Here is a 17,396-nt window from a genome sequence, read left to right on the forward strand (position 1 = left end):
GCTTCGTTTAAAACCGAAGCCATTTTGATTTTTATACTTATAATATATTCGAAACTATTCCACTAATTTCTTATTTACATACACATTTTTAAAAGTTACACCGTTAATCAGACTTTTATCTACAGCTATTTTTGCTGCTTCGATATTCATGTTTTCAAAAGTAAAATTGGACAAACGAACATTTGGATCATTTTCTACTCCGTAAAAAGTCTCGCATTTCAAATCTATATTTTTTAAAGTCACATGATCTCCGTAAGATAGCGGAATATCAGGACGCCCTTTTAAATCGAAAAATTGTTTCCAAGCAAAAATCGCAAGACAATTTTTGGCACTTCCTTTTATATCTTCTACTCTTATATATTCGTATCGCTGCGGCGTATCTGGTCGCATTTTAAGCCAAAGCATTCGCGAAGCTCCATCAATTTTACAATTTCTCATAATGACATTTTTATTATGAATCGATTCGCTTCCATTTGTTAATGCCGAATGGCAGAATCCGAAATTGCAATCTTCAATTATAATATTGCTATTCGGACCGTTATTTTTATCTTGATCTGCGTAAGGCCCCTTTCCGCCTTTTAAAGCAATCGCATCGTCATTAACAGACATGTAACAGCCTTTTACTAAAAAATTAGTGCAGATATCAATATCAATGGCGTCTGTGCTTGGCGCTTTAATCTCAATATGAGGCGAGAAAATATACAAATCCAGTAGTTTTACATTATTGCATTTATAAAAATGATTTGTCCAAAAACCAGAGTTAATCAATTTTACGTCTTGAAGCTGCACGTTGTTTGAATTCCACACAAAAACCAATCTTGGTCTAGACACTTCAAGATTAGTGCATTTTGGATTTTCTTTACGTCGCTCCCAGAACGCCTCCCAATATTTTCTACCGTTTCCGTTTATCGTTCCTTTTCCAGAAATCGAAAAATTATCTACTCCATAAGCATTAACCAATGCTGGAAAATAATCTAAATTCTGCCCTTCCATTCGCGAAGGCATAATCGGGAAATCGGCAATACTATCTGATCCTTTCAACACTCCGCCTTCCGAAACATACAAAGCCGTTTTGGGCTTAAAAAACAAAGCGCCGCTCAAATAAACTCCTTTCGGAATCACAATTACTCCTCCGCCACTTGCGGCTGCTTTGTCTATTACTTTCTGAATCTGAATGGTCTGAATTTTAGTGCTGTCTTTACCCACACCAAAATCAGTAATGATGTATTGTTTCCCTAAATTTTTCAATTGAATTTTAGTATAATCTTTAAACCAATTGGTAATCGGGCTTCCGTCTGGAAATGTATCATTGGCATAATTTTGCGAAAATGAAATTTGAAAAAAGCCTATGATGAAAACTAAAACCTTTAAAATATTTTTCATTTAGTATTTAATTAATAGTTTTTTGATTGAATGAATTTTTACAAGTTAATCCAAATGAAAAACTTCTGTGAGCGTATTTGCTTTTGGCGAATTATCTGGATTTGTATCCATTATATCGGCCATATAATTCCACCATTTTCTCATTAAAGGATGGCTGGAAAGTTTAGAACGGTCAAATGCTGCGTTTAATTTTTGAACACCAAAAAGAATACCGCTTTCTTCGTCTAGAAATATAGAATAATCCTGTATGCCACTTTCTGAAAGCAATTGTAAAAGTTCTGGCCATATAGTATCATGCCGCAATTTGTATTCTGTCTCAAAGCCAGATTTCAATCGCATTGTAAAAGCATTTCTAATTGTATTATTTTCCATTTTTTCACTTTAATTGTTTAACATTTTGTGCTTCATTCTATCTTAAAAATAAAAGCTGACGAGGTTTCATATTTTCCTCCTTGCGAAGCCGTAAACAAATAGGTTGCTTTTCCTTTTTGAAACAAAAGCTGCGGACGCTCGGCACGACCATAACGGTTTAAATATTTGGGCGCTTCGGGCTGCTTGATATATTTATTTAAGGGCTGATAGGAAATCAAAGGCGCATTCCAATGCATTCCGTCATCAGAATCCATGTAGAGGCCATAATCCATTCCGAAAACGCCCATATCTCGGGCCAGCATTTTAAATTTTTTATTTTCATACCAGACAAAAGCATCTTCGCATTGTTTATTGTCTCCGAGTTTAGAAAAATCGATAATCGGGTTGTTTGGATATTTTATATAAGGTCCCGTTAACGATTTTGATATTGCCAACCCGTATTTCCTATTTCCTTTTATTGGGAATTTCGGATGCTCATAATTTTCTGTATCTAATGATTTATAATACAGCCAATATTCTCCGTTTGGATGTTTTAAAAAAGACGGATTTGTAGTCAGCAGATCGTCCCAATCTCCTTTTTCACCAGGAAGCAATAAAGGTTCGTCTGGTCGCTCCCACGGACCGTAAAGCGAATCTGAAAGTGCTAAACCGATACGTTTAGTATTCATTTTTCCGTTAGAATTTCCCATAAAAAAAAGCGCGTATTTGCCATCTACAAAATGAATGCTTGGATTATGGCAAGTCGTAGCATCCCAAAAACCTTCGCCTCTTGGCGCCAAAACGGTGCTCACATATTCATAAGGGCCTTCTGGTTTGTCTGCAACAGCGTGCGCTATTTCAGAACCGTTGATCCAGCCACTCATCGATTTTGATTTTTTCCATCTTGAAAAAAACACATGAATTTTTCCGTCAGGGCCTTCAATCGGACTGTTGCACCAAACGTAATAATCTTCAAACTCTAAAGCTCGTCCGACAGGTTTTAGTTTTTTTTCGAAATCTGAAAGTTTGGGATTTTCTAAAAAACTGAAGGCTTTCGCCGAATACGGAAGACATAATGCCATAACAGCTAGAGAATTCCCGATTATAAATTGCCTTCTATTCATTTTATTTTTTAATTAAATTCTCTCGCAGATCTAACAGATTGAGCAGATTACTTATTCTTAATTCTTAATTTTCTCAACTTCTACCCAATCGTCTGTTCTAAAAGGAGAAGCTGGCAGATTGTCATTATTGAATAAATTGGGTTCTGGAACGGCTTTCCATGCAAAACGCACTGCTACCGGTTCTTTTACTTTTGCAGCAGAAACGATTATTGTTTTTCCATCAATTTTAGCATCAGCTGGATAAAAGATTTGATCTTCTCCTGCGATTTCAAATTCTTTTAAAACATCACCCGTCTTTTTTAGTCCCGATTCTGCGTAATCAAAAAACAATTGTGCTTTCTGTTTTTTTATTTTCATGTGATTATAAATTGGTCCAGAATAAACCAATTTGTTTTCGCCATAGGTTTTTGCACGCGCAATTAAAGCCAATCTGTAGCCAACAGTTTGTTTGTCTATTGGATGAATGTTTTGCGCGTCGCCAACATCGGTGGTAACTACCATTCCGCTATTTGGAATTACTTTTAGCGACATTAATTGTGCTTCTCTAATGGCTGCATTTTGTCCTTTATGAGGGGTAATCTGAACGTAATAGAAAGGAAAATCGCCTTGCTTCCACTCGTCTCTCCAGCTTTTTACCATTGCAGGAAATAAAGTTCTGTACAAATAGGCTTTTCCCGAATTGCTTTCGCCTTGATACCAAATCGCGCCTTTAATGGTAAAGTTTACCAACGGATGCAGCATCGCGTTATACAAAACATAAGACGTTTTATTGGGTTCTTTTTTTGGCCTTTTTAATGGTGTTTTTGACACATTTGCGGCAGAAATTCGTTCATTGGTTAAAGCCAAATAGTATGATTCGAGTTTTTCCTGATAGATTTTTTCATTTTTGGCATCTTCCTGAAGTATTGGCAAAAAGGCCGTTTCTTCTTCTAAAATATTTTGAGCCGTCCAAGCTTCTGCCTTTGTACCGCCCCAAGAAGTAGAAATTAATCCGATTGGCACATTTAATTTTTGATATAAATCTCTTCCGAAAAAATAGGCTACAGCCGAGAAAGTTTTACTATTTTCAGCATTGCATACTTTCCAGCTTCCAACAACATCTTCTAAAGGTTTTTGAGAAGCATTTAGCGCCACGGTAAAAAGACGAATATCTGGAAATGCAGCATTTTTTACTTCTTCTTCATAATTCTTAACTCCGGTTTTCCAAGTCCCTTCTTCCCTTCCCACAGGAAAAAACATATTAGATTGTCCCGAACACAACCAAACTTCTCCAATTAGTACATTTTTTAAAGTGATTGTATTAGAAGCATTAAGTGTAATCTCGTATGTTTTCTGACTTCCATTGGGCGTTGAAACTGTTGTTTTCCAATTTCCGTCGGCATCGGCCACAACATCAACAGGAAGATCAGACCAGCCCATTTTAATGCTGATTTTTTCGTTTGGAGCAGCCCATCCCCACAAATTGACTTTTGCTTGCTGCTGCAAAACCATATTGTCGGCAACCAAAGAAGGAAGTTTTATTTGCGCCGCTGCCGAAAATTTTGCAAGTAAAACAAAGGAGAATAATAAAAGTTTTTTTAACCCAGTCATTGGCATTGATTTTAAGTTACATTTAAATTTAAAAATAATTGAACGATCTACATCATTTGCAACTTTTCATTATAAGTCTAAAAAATGAAAAAAAAGCTGCCTGAATAGACAGCTTAATTTCAAAAACAAAAACATTATTCTAAAGCTTATTATTAATCGTAACCAAGATTCTGATCGTAAAGTCCAGGAACAGCCAAAAGCTCTTGCAATGGAATTGGATATAGCAATGAGTTATTGTCAATCGTTCTGATTTTATTCTCCGTATCTTCAGCAAGTCTCCAGGCATTCATTATAGTTACGGCTTTTCCAGATCTGATTAAATCAAACCATCTTGTTCCTTCTGAGAAGAATTCTTTTCTTCTTTCGTCAAACAATTGGTCTAAAGTAATATTTGAAGCATTTGCCGCAACTCCTGCTCTTGTTCTTACTTTATTTACAATATCGTCAACTTCTGCCTGAGTTCCGCCGCCGCCATGAAGCGTACATTCTGCCATTAACATCAAAACATCTGTGTAACGAGTTACCATAAAATCTACTCCCCAGTCTTCACGGCCGTTCCCGTATCTTGTAGGATCAATGTATTTTTTAAAGACCGGTTGTGTATAACTTCCTTTGTACGTTCCAGATGCTACAGTATAACTTGTTGCAATACCGAATATTTTACGTTTATCTGTTGCTGCAAACATATCCATCAAACCTTTTGAAATTGGTCTTGCTTCTAGAGCTCCTTGTGCCGATAAATTTACAGATGCAAAATAGGGCTCATAACCCACTTCTACCATAAAGTTACCTCCTACTGGAGTCGAAATATTTTGTGTGTACGGAATTGTCAATACATTCTCTTTGTTGGCAAGTCCTTCTAATTTAAAAATTGGATCATATTCTGTACTAAAAGTATACAGACCGCTCAATTTAATATCATTTAATTCTTTATAAGCTTTATCCCATTCATTTAAACCAAGCATTGCACCGTCGATTCCGTACGTCGGACTTGAGCGTGTCATGTATACCAAACCTAGTAATGCTTTTGCTCCATATTTGGTAACACGTCCAAAGTTGGCAGCATCATAAGATGGACTCAAATCTGGAATTGCAAGCTGTAAATCTGAAATGATCAAATCGTATACTTTTGTCACTTCAGTTCTAGGTATTTGTGATGCTTCTGTAGCGGTTACTGTTTTATCGATTAAAGGCACACGCCCGAACCATCTTAACAAATCGAAATAACAAAATGCTCTTAAAAATCGTGCTTCAGCTGCCATTGATGCTTTATCAGCTGGAGAGGTAAAGATTTCATCTCCTTTTTCTGCAATTTTTTCTAGTAACTGATTGGCTTTATAAATGGCATTGTAATTGCCCATATAAGCTTCTTTTACATAAGTGTTAGAACTTATAGAAGTATAAAAGCTGTTAATTCCTTCCCAATCACGTGACGCTTGAGTTGTTGCCATCAAATTGTCGGAACGCGTTTCACTCAAATTCAAGACCCTGTTTGCGTAACCGTATGCCGAAAGTCCGTGAAAAGCTACTGAATAGGTTGCATTTCTTGCCTGAACAAAATCGCCTGGCGTTGCATAAAAATTCTCGATTGTACCTTGTGACAAAGGCAGCTGATCCAGTTGATCTGTACAAGATGATTGTGCAAATAATAGTAAAGCACCTGCTGCTATGAAGATATATTTTTTCATTTTGTTTTAATTAAAATTAACGTTTAGTCCGATAACCAATGATTTTGCTAAAGGTGCCCCACCATAATCTACAGGCACTGCGAAATCACTATTTGAACTTGCTGAAGTATTTACTGCTTCAGGATTGAAACCAACTCTGTACTTGTTCCAGTAGAACCAGTTTTCGCCTGTTACATACAATCTTGCGTTATTGATTCTAGAAATTCCTTTTAAGGCTTGTCTTAAATTATATCCTATAGAAATACTTCTCACACTCACATAATCAGATTTATACAACCAGTCTGAGTTTGCTTGATATCCAAAAGAAGTTCTCCAATTTCCTCTTACTGCTGGGTCAACACTTAGAGAATTTTCTACAGACCCCATTCCTGTACGGTCAATAGCACGTCCTGTTAATCCGTAAACTGTTCCGCCATTTTGTCCTTGAACCAAAACACTTAAATCTAAATCTTTGTATTTGAAGGTATTTGTAATTCCCCAAGTATATTTTGGAGTTGGATTTCCTAAATCAACACGGTCTTCAGAGTTGATTTTTTTATCTCCGTTCTGATCTACATATCTCGGATCTCCAAGAACCAGTTTGTTTCCTCCAATTGTAGTTCCGCCAGCATCGATATCCGCTTGAGTTACAACTCCATTTTGTTTCAATCCGAAAATCGTGTACATTGGTTTACCCACTTCTAATTTGATAAATGGCACACCTCCGTCAAATGAATTGCTAATTTCAATTTTACTTTGATCTGGACCTAAAGCCAGAACTTTATTTTCGTTATGGCTTATATTTGCGGAAGTTCTCCACTCAAAATTGCCCGTTTTTACGTTTAATGAATTCAACTCAAATTCCCATCCTTGATTTTGCACTTCTCCAATATTGGTTTGATATGTTGGAAAACCAGAATCACTAGGAATTGGAACTCTTAACAGTAATTCATTGTTTGTTTTTCTATACAATTCGAATGTCCCAGAAAGTCTGTTTTTGATAAAACCAAAATCCAATCCGAAGTCAACACTTTTTGATTCCTCCCAATGCAAGCTTGGATTCGGAATAGAAGATGCCCCTTGTCCAGCTGCAGCTGCTCCACCAATAGAATAATTGAAAGTTCCAAGAGTGGCATATTGTGCATAACTTCCGATGTTATTGCTTCCGTTAACACCTGTGCTTGCTCTTAATTTCAATTCAGTCAGCCAATCTACATCTTGCAAAAATGCTTCCTGCTTTATTCTCCATCCAAGCGAAAGAGAAGAGAAAGTTCCCCATCTTCTGTCTGCACCAAACTTAGAAGAGCCATCACGTCTAATACTTCCTGCTATGATATATTTTTCTTTGAAATTGTACTGAATACGAGAGAAAAATGAAAGCAAAGTATTTTTTTCTGCATTAGTAGAACCAATAGATCCTGCAGGCAATGTCTCAATTGTTGAACTATTGTAAAGTGCTCCAGAAGACATTGTAGATCTTGTGATATCGTACGAGTTGAAAGATTGTCCCAAAAGAACATTTACACTGTGGCTTCCGAAAGTTCTGTCGTATGTCAAAGTATTTTCGTTAACTAGATTTTGTCTTCTATATGTATTATAAGCTCCTCTAATACTAGCAATTACATCATTTGGCGTATAACTTTCGTTAACGTTATCTGAGTTATCAAAGTTGATCGTACTTTTTAAATTAAAACTTTTAGCAAATTGATAACTAGCATATGCAGAAATTAAATTTCGATACATCGAATTTCTTCCTGTTCTTGCCAAAGCATTCAACATATTTGTCGTGCTGCTTCCCCACATATATCGCGTTGTATACTTTTCACCCTTAGCATTTTCTGTGCTTTCAAAAACTGGAGTTGCAGTAAGCGCTTTAAAAAGTGTATTATCTTTCCCTTCAACACCTGGATCATTTTTTATAGAATAAGAAGGCGCTAAGTTGATTCCCATTTTGAAATTTTCTGATAATTTAATATCAATATTTGCTCTTGCAGAAAAAAGAGAATAATCTGTTCCAACAATATATCCCGTATTTTTTTGATAGTTGGCAGAAACATAGTAGTTTACAGCATCTGTAGCTCCAGAAGCAGTTAGCTGATAATTGCTGAATTCTCCTGTACGAAACACTTTATCCTGCCAGTCAATATAGTCCAGACCAGGATGTCCAGGCATATCCCATCTGTCATCATGCAAATATGTATAATATCTTGAGTTGCTCGGTATTAATGGAGCAGTAGGATTTACAGCATTGTAAGTTGCAATTCTTTCTGCCGTTGTTTGACTTGCAGAAGCTCCTGCAATTCCAGACCCTACCCATTGCGAATCAATCATCACTTTTGCTCTGTCAATCCATCCTTGAGCAGAAAGCATATCTACTCTATTTGCTTCTTTATTTACACCGCCATAGGTATTAAAAGTAAATTGCGGTTTTCCTTTTTTACCCTTTTTTGTTGTAATAATAACCACCCCATTTGATGCACGCGAACCATAAATTGCAGCGGCCGACGCATCTTTTAAAACCTCGATAGAAGCCACATCGTTAGGATTCATATTATCTAGCGGACTTCCGTTAGAGAAAGCTCCGTTGCTATTTGATCCTTCTGTATAAATCGGAAATCCATCAATAACGTACAATGGCTCGTTTCCTGCTGTAATCGATCCGGCTCCACGAATTTCTATGCTAAAAGGCTGTCCTGGCAAACCCGTAGTCTGTTTTACACGAACCCCAGCTACCTGACCAATTAAACCTTGGTCAATTCTTGAAATTGGACGCTCTGTAAAATTCTCTGTTTTGATTCCAGAAATAGCTCCCGTTGTGAGCTTTTTCTTTTGAGTACCATAACCGATGACAACAACTTCATTTAAGTTGGCACTTTCTGCTTCAAGAGAAATCGTATAATTTGTAGCAGCGCCAATTTTCACTTCTTGTTTTACAAATCCAATAAACGAAAAAAGTAAAGTTTCTCCAGGTGCAGCAGCAATGCTAAACTTTCCATCCATGTCTGTGCTCGTTGATCGACTTGTTCCTTTCACAATTACGTTGGCTCCCGGAATTGATAATTTAGCTGCATCGGTAACGGTTCCTGTAACCGTTTTTTCTTGCGCATAGCCCGATGAGTACAACAGTACCAATAAGGCTATAGTCAGCAAAAGATTAAGCTTGTTTTTCATAAAATTTAGTTTTGGTTAGTTAATTAGTCTAACTCAAATTTATCTAGAAGCCTTTTCCACAGTATCCTGTAGTATCCTGTTAACTTTCAATATCTTATATTTTATTTTAAGTTTTGATTAACAGAAAATACGCACAACTACCTGATTTACAAGCTTTAATTCGTTGCGAAATCAAAAATTACAGTATCAAAAATTTTATTAAATTATTTTTGAAGTATTAATATTTAATTACATAAAAAAATATTAATTATACAACAAATAAGTGTAAATTTTACACATTTAATTTTAAGCCATTTTTAAATAAAAACAGGATGCTACAGGATAGCTTTTAAAATCGCTCCCTCTACTTTTACTTTAATACCAAGACAATCTATCGTATTTTTTAAACCTAAAAAGTAGGAAAGAAACTATTTTTACAAAAGTCAAATACGGCATAAATAATGAAAAGATTCTGCTTAATAACACTATTGCTTTTCTCTTTTTTTCAGGCTAATTCGCAAGAAAAAAATAAATCCCCATGGCCAAACTCTACCAACCTGAATCAGCCTTGGGCGCGTTGGTGGTGGATGGGAAGTGCAGTAGATAAACCTAACTTAAAAAGAAGCCTTATTGATTTTCATCACGCTGGAATTGGCGGAGTTGAAATCACACCAATCTATGGCGTAAAAGGAGAAGAAAATAACTTTATCGATTATTTATCTCCAAAATGGCTGGACATGTTAGATTACACCATTCGCGTTTCAGATAGTTTAAAAATGCAGGTCGATATGGTTTTAGGAACTGGATGGCCTTATGGAGGATCGCACGTAACATTGAATCATGCTGCAACTAAACTTATAGTCGAAAAATATCAGGTTAAAAAAAATGAAACATTCAATCGCAACATTATAGTCAATACCAAAGGGAAAAATCCAGCAGAATTATTGTATGTGGTAGCCTACGGAAGTGACGGATCTATTGTTGATTTGACAAATGATCTTAAAAACAAAAAGACAAATGTAAACGATAAAGGTCTTGAAGGTTCAAGTATTAAATTACCCAGTAATCTACAACCCAATCTACTAAACTGGAAAGCAAAAAAAACAGATTATACCATCTACGCCATATTTAGCGGAAAAACAGGACAGCAGGTAAAAAGAGCGGCTCCCGGCGGAAACGGATATACGCTAGATCACTATTCCACAGAAGCTTTAAAAGCTTATGTTGCTCCGTTTAATGATGCTTTCAAAGGTAGAGAGGGAAAAATAAGAGCTATTTTTAATGACAGTTTTGAGGTCTACGGAACCGATTTTACTCCCAACTTTTTTGATGAGTTTAAAAACTTGCGTGGTTACGATTTAAAGAAAGAACTTTCTGTTTTATTGAATGAAACCGACAATGAAGAAGGTAACAGAGTCAGAAGCGATTATCGTCAGACTATTTCTGATTTGCTGCTTAATAAATTTGATAAATCTTGGACTAACTGGGCACATTCTAAAAACTTCAAAACAAAACTTCAGGCACATGGCTCTCCAGGAAATTTAATCGATTTGTATGCTTCTGCAGATATTCCAGAATGCGAAACATTTGGCTCTATGCCGTTTGATATTCCGGGTTTGAGACGTGATAAAGAGGACATTCGCGAAGGAGATGCTGATCCTGTTATGCTGAAATTCTCTTCGTCTGCAGCTCATATTTCTGGTAAAAACCTAGTATCCTCAGAAACGTTTACTTGGCTGAGAGAACATTTTAAAACGGCATTATCACAATGCAAACCTGAAGCTGAAGATTTAATGATAAATGGTGTCAATCATATTTTTCTGCATGGATCGACTTATTCTCCAGACCGCGCCGTTTGGCCAGGATGGCAATTTTATGCATCGGTAAATTTTAATTCGAATAATACAATTTGGGAAGATGCACCTGCTCTTTTCTCTTATATTTCAAATTGCCAATCTCTTTTACAACAAGGAAAAGCAGATAACGAAATTTTATTGTACTGGCCGATTTTTGATGCCTGGGACAAATACCAAAATGGAACTTTATTTTTCCAATTCAAAATTCATTCGCTATCAGAATGGCTTCACGGAACTTCTTTTTATGACACCACAAAAAACCTGATCAAAAAAGGATACAGTACCGATTTTATTTCGGACAATTTTATAGCTCAAGCTAAAGTGGTAAATGGAAACATCATTTTATCAGGCGGAAGTTATAAATCCTTGATTGTTCCAGTATGTAAAAAAATGCCATTAGAAACACTTCAAAAATTAATTGAATTGAAAAAAGCAGGCGCAAGCGTTATATTTGAAGGTTTACCAGAGTCTGTTCCTGGATTATATGATTACAAAAATCGAGAACAAAAGCTCAAAAAAATACTATTAGACAATCAATCTCTAGTTTCGTCTGAAGACATTTTCAAAGCTTTAGAAAACAAAAATATTAAACCCGAAAGTCTTGTAAATACTGGATTAAAATTCATTAGAAGAGATATTGACGGAGAAAAAATATATTATATCGTCAATCATACCAAAGAAACAATAGATGATTTTATTCCGATTGAGATTGCAGATAAGGAAGTCCTTATTTTAGATCCGTTAACTAAGGAATACGGAAATGCCATTGTCCATAAAAAAGACCACAATACATTTGTAAAACTAAAAATTGAGCCTGGCCAATCTTTCTTTTTAAAGACAGAAAAAATCGCATCTCAAAAAAAATGGCTTTACTATGAATCTGATTCTAAAACATTTCCATTGCAAGGAGATTGGAAAATTACTTTTGATAAAGGCGGACCAAAATTACCTCAAAGTACTGTTGTTTCTAATTTAGAATCGTGGACAAAATTAAATCCAGATGCTGAAGCTTTTTCTGGCTCTGCAACTTATACGCTTCAGTTTGAAAATCCCAACCCTACAGTACAAAACTGGAGTTTAAATCTGGGGGACGTTCGCGAAAGCGCAAAAATTTGGATCAACAATGAATTTGTCGGCACACTTTGGTCAATTCCATATAAACTGCAGATTAAAAATCTAAAATCAGGGAAGAACACCTTGAAAATTCAAGTGACCAATCTTCCTGCCAATAGAATTAGAGATATGGAGCTGAAAGGTAAAGAATGGAAAATTTTCTACGAAATAAATATGGTGGATAAAGATTATAAAAAATTTGATGCCACAAAATGGAATCCGATGCTATCAGGACTTTTAGGCCCTGTAACGCTAACTCCTCTGAAAGAACAAAACTAACAGCCAAAAATAAAAAATGAAGAAATTACTATTACTCTCCGCACTTTCTATTTTTTCTATAAAAAGTCTGTCCGCACAAGATTTAACGGATAAGAAGCAAATTCTAAAGCAGATGATTCTTGCCAATGATTATTTTATGCAGAAATGGCCAGACACTGGAAAAACGATTATAACCAATAAGGAAAGATCAAGCAATATCTGGACTCGCGCTGTTTATTATGAAGGTTTAATGGCGCTTCATGAGATTTTTCCAAAAGATACATATTGTGATTATGCTTACGCTTGGGCTGAATTTCACAAATGGGGATTCAACAGTGGCAACACAACTCGAAATGCCGACAATTACTGCGCCGCGCAAACGTATATTGATTTGTATAATTTGGAGCCTGAATCGAAAAAACTAAAAAATACAAAAATAAATATCAATATGCTGCTCAACACCCCTCAAATCAATGATTGGTCGTGGATCGATGCTATACAAATGGGAATGCCGGTTTTTGCGAAATTGGGTGTTTTAGAAAAAGATAATCGCTATTTTGAGAAAATGTATGATATGTATATGTATTCAAGAAATAAACATGGAGACAACGGACTTTACAACGCGAAAGAAGGTTTATGGTGGCGTGATGCCGATTTTGATCCTCCGTATAAAGAACCGAATGGTAAAAATTGTTATTGGAGCCGCGGAAATGGTTGGGTAATTGCCGCTTTGGCAAAAGTACTGGCTATAATTCCAGAAAATGCGCCTCACAGAGAACAATATGTAAAAGATTTAAAAGCAATGGCGACAGCGCTGGTGCCGATTCAGAGAGCTGATGGTTTTTGGAATGTCAGTCTTCATGATTCGACCAATTTTGGAGGAAAAGAAACTTCTGGAACTGCACTATTTGTATATGGAATGGCATACGGCGTAAATAACGGAATTCTAAAAAAAGAAACGTATTTACCTGTAATTGAAAAAGCTTGGAAAGCAATAACAACAGAAAGTCTTCACGAAAATGGTTTTTTAGGTTATCTGCAGTCAACAGGAAAAGAACCTAAAGACGGACAACCGCTTTCTTACGATAAAATACCCGATTTTGAAGATTATGGTTTAGGATGTTTTCTGCTTGCTGGTTCTGAAATTTATAAAATGAAGAATTAAAATAGTTTTAAAAACCCGACAGTCCAGAAACTTGGAGATAAAACCTGTCGGGTTTAATACTTAACTAACTATACTTAAACTAACTTAAACCATTCATTTACTTCTCTTGCGATGGTATCTTTAATTTCCGGATTCTCAAATTCATTCGAAACTGGATTATATTCATAATCTTTTTTCCATTTCTTATAATTTACAGCTACTTTTTCAATCGCATCGCAGATATAAAAAAGCTCTTCATTGGTTGTAATTGGATGCAGTGATAAACGAACCCAACCTGGCTTATTGGTCTGATTTCGTTGCAATAATTCATTTGTAATTTTTGCCGATTTCTTTTCATTGATATTAAACAAATAATGTGCATAAGTACTTGCACACGACCAGCCTCCACGTACCTGAATTCCGAAACGGTCATTTAAAAGCCTAACGATTAAATTGTAATGAATATCTTCAATTACAAATGAAACACAGCCAATTCGCTCTGTGGTTAAATCTCCCAAAATAGATAATCCTTGTACTTTTTGAAGTCTTGAAAAACAAAGATCAAGCAGTTCTTTCTCTCTTTCCCTAATTTTCTCCACACCCATTTGCTCTTTTAATTCTAAAGCCAACGCCGTTCTAATAACTTGCAGAAAACCTGGAGTTCCACCATCTTCTCTCACTTCTATCACATCACTGTAACAATATTTCCCTAACGGATTAGTCCATTTTACATTTCCTCCGCCTGGATTATCTGGAAAATCAGATTGGTATAATTTTTCATTAAAAACCAAAATACCGCAGGTTCCTGGTCCGCCTAAAAATTTATGTGGCGAAAAGAAAATTGCGTCCAATTGTTCGTCTGGATCTTTTGGATGCATATCAATTTTAACATACGGCGCCGAAGCTGCAAAATCTACAAAACAAAGTCCGCCGTTTTGATGCATGATTTTGGCCAATTCATGATAAGGCGTAATAATTCCGGTAACATTCGAACAAGCTGTAAACGAACCAATTTTCAAACTTCTGTCTGCATATTTTTTAATTGTTGCAGCAAGAACTTTTGGGTCAACCAAATTATTCTCATCAGGTGGCAAAATCACAACTTCGGCATTGGTTTCATACCACGAAACCTGATTAGAATGATGCTCCATATGTGTGATGAAAACGACAGGTCTGTCTTCTTCAGATTTTGTTCGAAGCGCCATAATACGCTGCAGTTTCGATAAAGCTGCCGTCATACCGCTTCCTGTAGTTACTAAAACATCAGATTCATTTGCATTAACCGATTTTTTAATAATATCTCTTGCATGCTGATAGGCATAAGTAGAGGTTTTTCCTGTCTGACTTGAAAGTGAATGCGTATTGGCAATCATTGGACCAATTTTATTGAGCATTATATCTTCGATTGGATGGTATAATCTTCCGCTGGCAACCCAGTCTGCATAAACTAAATTTTGTTCTCCGTAAACCGATTCGAAAGTATGGTCAATTCCTACTGTATTTTCTCTAAACTTAGAGAAGTAACACTCAGGTTCTGTTGGTTTTGTTGTTGGCTCAATAGCATTCATATCCTATATCATTTTAATTAACTAAATTGTATTTGCAAGTGTTTTATTCTTCTTTTTGTCATTTCGAAGGAGGAGAAATCACACATGTAACTCGACAAAGATTGACGACTTTCTATATGGATTCTCTAGTGTGATTCCTCGTTCCTCGGAATGACAAGATTGCGTATTTCTTTATTAAATTTTATTCTCTAAAAGTCTTTTTAGCGTAGCTTGCAATTCTTCTCCGTGCAGGTTTTTGGCAACGATTATTCCTTTAGAATCTACTAAATAATTCCCCGGAATAGCTCTAACTCCATATAATTTGGCAACGGCACTGTTCCAGAAAAGTAAGTCAGAAACATGTGTCCAGGTTAAATTATCATCCTTGATTCCTTTAATCCAGTTTTCTTTCTTTTTATCTAGAGAAATCCCTACGATGTTGAATCCTTTATCATGAAATTCTTTGTAAGCAGCCACAATATTCGGATTTTCTCTTCGGCATGGACCGCACCAAGAAGCCCAAAAATCGACCAAAGTGTACCCTTTTAAATTATCATAAAGGCGAACTGGCTTTCCGTCAGGATCATTGGCTGTAAAATCAGGGGCTTTTTTACCTACTGCTAATCCGTCTAAAACAATAGCCAACTCTTTTAATTCTTTCACGTAAGTAGTATTCTGAAGACTTTTATCCAGCAGAGCAATATTTTGTGTAATCTGCTCTGGCGTTAATCTATAAGACCAGTTTCTGTACAATACATAAGCAGAAACAATAGATTTTGGATTTTCTGTTATGAATTTGCTGATTTCTACATCTTTGCCCTTTTTGTAGGTTTCGAATAAATCTTGAGAAGCCGAACCTTCAACTACAGAAGCGGTATAATATTTCTTTGGACTCAGTTTTACCGAAATTGGATCTTTTTCAAGGAAAACATATAAAGGCGAGCTTTCTGTATTGACGCTTAAACCGTATAATTCTGGTGTTTTTACTTTTGTTTTAAAACTAAAATTTCCATCTTTTACCTTTGCCGAATCTATCTTAGTAAACATTTTATTGTGAAACTTCTGCAAGTAAACATATTGTGCCACTGTATCGACAACAGTTCCTTTTAATTGTAAATTACTTTCCTGCGCCTGAGTTTGAACGGCTCCAAGAAACAAAGCAAAACCTAATAGTATTTTTTTCATTTTATTTTTAGTTTTTAAGATTAGACAAAAGAATTTCAGGCCAATGCCAAAGGACATTAGCGGATTTTAATTATTTAAAGAAGGAAATTTGGTAGAACTAATCTATTCTCGCTAGAAAAAGGCAAAGCTGTTTTCTTCGAAAATGGAATTCAAAAGCTCATAACCTGCGTACAAAATTGTTTCTGCTTTCATTTAAAAAAAATAAAGATTTAACGTTGATGAACTTAAACAGATTTAAGGATGAAATCTTTTCTTATCTGCCCGCATAAAGCGGAAGGATTTAGCACCTTGTTCGGCAACAGGTTGCTAAGACGTCAATGGGCCTATTCCCTCAGTCTTTCTGGATAAGTATCATTTTATAATTTTTCTGATACAAATATATATTAATTCTACCGAATTAGTCAAGTTTAATTTGTGTTTTTTATTTTTTTATTAAAAAAAATAGCATTCACAAAAACACAACATTATAAAAATCAATAGATTAAAATAAATTTATTTTTATTTACAAACTCCTTTTTATAAAAGAAATTCATACTTTTTTTGCATGGAAAAGCAAAGTATTTTACTTATTCAGCAGTAAACACATGGAGAAATTTATTTTTTTCTAGATCGAAAAGTGATTTTTTTAATCCCTTATCAAGGTTTGAAGTAATCGATCCAAGAACCTTTTTTAGATCCTTAAAATCAGTTGGTTTCACAAAATAGCATACAGCACCAAGATTTGCTGCCGCTTCTAAATCGTTTTTATGTGAAGAAGTAGAAATCATAACGACTGGAATTCCTTTATAATTCTCATTCAATTTCAGCCTTTTCAAACATTCCCACCCATTCATTATAGGCATATTCAAATCCAGAAAGACAATCCCTGGAATTTCTTCTTGTTTTTCGAGTAATTTTAGTGCTTCGCTTCCATTTTCGGCACAATGACAAATAATACTTTTATCTATATCTGCCAGCGCTTCACAAAACATTTCTGCATCATCCTGATCATCATCTGCCAATAAAATTATCTTTTTCCCCATAGGTTT

General features: G+C 35.5%; 11 protein-coding genes and 1 riboswitch. Of the genes, 2 read left to right on the forward strand and 9 right to left on the reverse strand.

Annotation, left to right across the window (positions count from 1 at the left end; genetic code table 11):
* Positions 1-54: 54 nt before the first annotated feature.
* The 6 genes from OZP10_RS02815 to OZP10_RS02840 form a co-directional block, all read right to left on the reverse strand.
* On the reverse strand, positions 55-1,383 hold the full coding sequence (locus OZP10_RS02815; protein ID WP_281633420.1) for a rhamnogalacturonidase: 1,329 nt from the start codon (positions 1,381-1,383) through the stop codon (positions 55-57).
* A gap of 45 nt (positions 1,384-1,428) precedes the next feature.
* Complete coding sequence (rhaM, locus tag OZP10_RS02820; RefSeq protein WP_281633421.1) at positions 1,429-1,755, reverse strand: L-rhamnose mutarotase; 327 nt, start codon at positions 1,753-1,755, stop codon at positions 1,429-1,431.
* Between the two features lie 32 nt (positions 1,756-1,787).
* Complete coding sequence (locus OZP10_RS02825) at positions 1,788-2,858, reverse strand: glycoside hydrolase family protein (RefSeq protein ID WP_281633422.1); 1,071 nt, start codon at positions 2,856-2,858, stop codon at positions 1,788-1,790.
* A gap of 57 nt (positions 2,859-2,915) precedes the next feature.
* Positions 2,916-4,448 carry a sialate O-acetylesterase gene (locus tag OZP10_RS02830; protein WP_281633423.1) on the reverse strand — a complete coding sequence of 511 codons (1,533 nt, stop codon included), beginning with the start codon at positions 4,446-4,448 and terminating at the stop codon, positions 2,916-2,918.
* Between the two features lie 152 nt (positions 4,449-4,600).
* Entirely contained in the window at positions 4,601-6,136 is a 1,536-nt protein-coding gene (locus tag OZP10_RS02835) for a RagB/SusD family nutrient uptake outer membrane protein (protein WP_281633424.1), read from the reverse strand.
* Between the two features lie 6 nt (positions 6,137-6,142).
* A complete protein-coding gene (locus tag OZP10_RS02840) occupies positions 6,143-9,286 on the reverse strand; it encodes a SusC/RagA family TonB-linked outer membrane protein (RefSeq protein WP_281633425.1) in 3,144 nt (1,047 codons plus the stop codon).
* Between the two features lie 440 nt (positions 9,287-9,726).
* Between OZP10_RS02840 and OZP10_RS02845 the strand changes: the two genes are divergently transcribed.
* Positions 9,727-12,513, forward strand: a complete 2,787-nt coding sequence (locus OZP10_RS02845) for a glycosyl hydrolase (RefSeq protein WP_281633426.1) — start codon at positions 9,727-9,729, stop codon at positions 12,511-12,513.
* Positions 12,514-12,529: 16 nt separating this feature from the next.
* The gene (locus OZP10_RS02850; RefSeq protein ID WP_281633427.1) at positions 12,530-13,657 is read left to right on the forward strand and encodes a glycoside hydrolase family 88/105 protein; all 1,128 of its coding nucleotides are present in this window, start codon (positions 12,530-12,532) and stop codon (positions 13,655-13,657) included.
* A gap of 74 nt (positions 13,658-13,731) precedes the next feature.
* Here OZP10_RS02850 and OZP10_RS02855 read toward each other — a convergent pair whose 3' ends face one another.
* The 3 genes from OZP10_RS02855 to OZP10_RS02865 form a co-directional block, all read right to left on the reverse strand.
* Positions 13,732-15,204 carry an aminotransferase class V-fold PLP-dependent enzyme gene (locus OZP10_RS02855; protein ID WP_281633428.1) on the reverse strand — a complete coding sequence of 491 codons (1,473 nt, stop codon included), beginning with the start codon at positions 15,202-15,204 and terminating at the stop codon, positions 13,732-13,734.
* A 174-nt stretch (positions 15,205-15,378) separates the two neighbouring features.
* On the reverse strand, positions 15,379-16,368 hold the full coding sequence (locus tag OZP10_RS02860; RefSeq protein ID WP_281633429.1) for a TlpA disulfide reductase family protein: 990 nt from the start codon (positions 16,366-16,368) through the stop codon (positions 15,379-15,381).
* 250 nt (positions 16,369-16,618) lie between these two features.
* A riboswitch (SAM riboswitch) is annotated at positions 16,619-16,719 on the reverse strand.
* A 215-nt stretch (positions 16,720-16,934) separates the two neighbouring features.
* The gene (locus OZP10_RS02865; protein WP_281633430.1) at positions 16,935-17,390 is read right to left on the reverse strand and encodes a response regulator; all 456 of its coding nucleotides are present in this window, start codon (positions 17,388-17,390) and stop codon (positions 16,935-16,937) included.
* Positions 17,391-17,396: the final 6 nt, after the last annotated feature.

The organism is Flavobacterium luteolum, assembly GCF_027111275.1.
GTDB lineage: Bacteria > Bacteroidota > Bacteroidia > Flavobacteriales > Flavobacteriaceae > Flavobacterium > Flavobacterium luteolum.

What these genes read in the sequence shown, in the direction of transcription:
- OZP10_RS02815 (WP_281633420.1), bottom strand. Translation starts at nt 1,383, where the DNA reads ATGAAAAATATTTTAAAGGTTTTAGTTTTCATCATAGGCTTTTTTCAA.
- rhaM (WP_281633421.1), bottom strand. Translation starts at nt 1,755, where the DNA reads ATGGAAAATAATACAATTAGAAATGCTTTTACAATGCGATTGAAATCT.
- OZP10_RS02825 (WP_281633422.1), bottom strand. Translation starts at nt 2,858, where the DNA reads ATGAATAGAAGGCAATTTATAATCGGGAATTCTCTAGCTGTTATGGCA.
- OZP10_RS02830 (WP_281633423.1), bottom strand. Translation starts at nt 4,448, where the DNA reads ATGACTGGGTTAAAAAAACTTTTATTATTCTCCTTTGTTTTACTTGCA.
- OZP10_RS02835 (WP_281633424.1), bottom strand. Translation starts at nt 6,136, where the DNA reads ATGAAAAAATATATCTTCATAGCAGCAGGTGCTTTACTATTATTTGCA.
- OZP10_RS02840 (WP_281633425.1), bottom strand. Translation starts at nt 9,286, where the DNA reads ATGAAAAACAAGCTTAATCTTTTGCTGACTATAGCCTTATTGGTACTG.
- OZP10_RS02845 (WP_281633426.1), top strand. Translation starts at nt 9,727, where the DNA reads ATGAAAAGATTCTGCTTAATAACACTATTGCTTTTCTCTTTTTTTCAG.
- OZP10_RS02850 (WP_281633427.1), top strand. Translation starts at nt 12,530, where the DNA reads ATGAAGAAATTACTATTACTCTCCGCACTTTCTATTTTTTCTATAAAA.
- OZP10_RS02855 (WP_281633428.1), bottom strand. Translation starts at nt 15,204, where the DNA reads ATGAATGCTATTGAGCCAACAACAAAACCAACAGAACCTGAGTGTTAC.
- OZP10_RS02860 (WP_281633429.1), bottom strand. Translation starts at nt 16,368, where the DNA reads ATGAAAAAAATACTATTAGGTTTTGCTTTGTTTCTTGGAGCCGTTCAA.
- OZP10_RS02865 (WP_281633430.1), bottom strand. Translation starts at nt 17,390, where the DNA reads ATGGGGAAAAAGATAATTTTATTGGCAGATGATGATCAGGATGATGCA.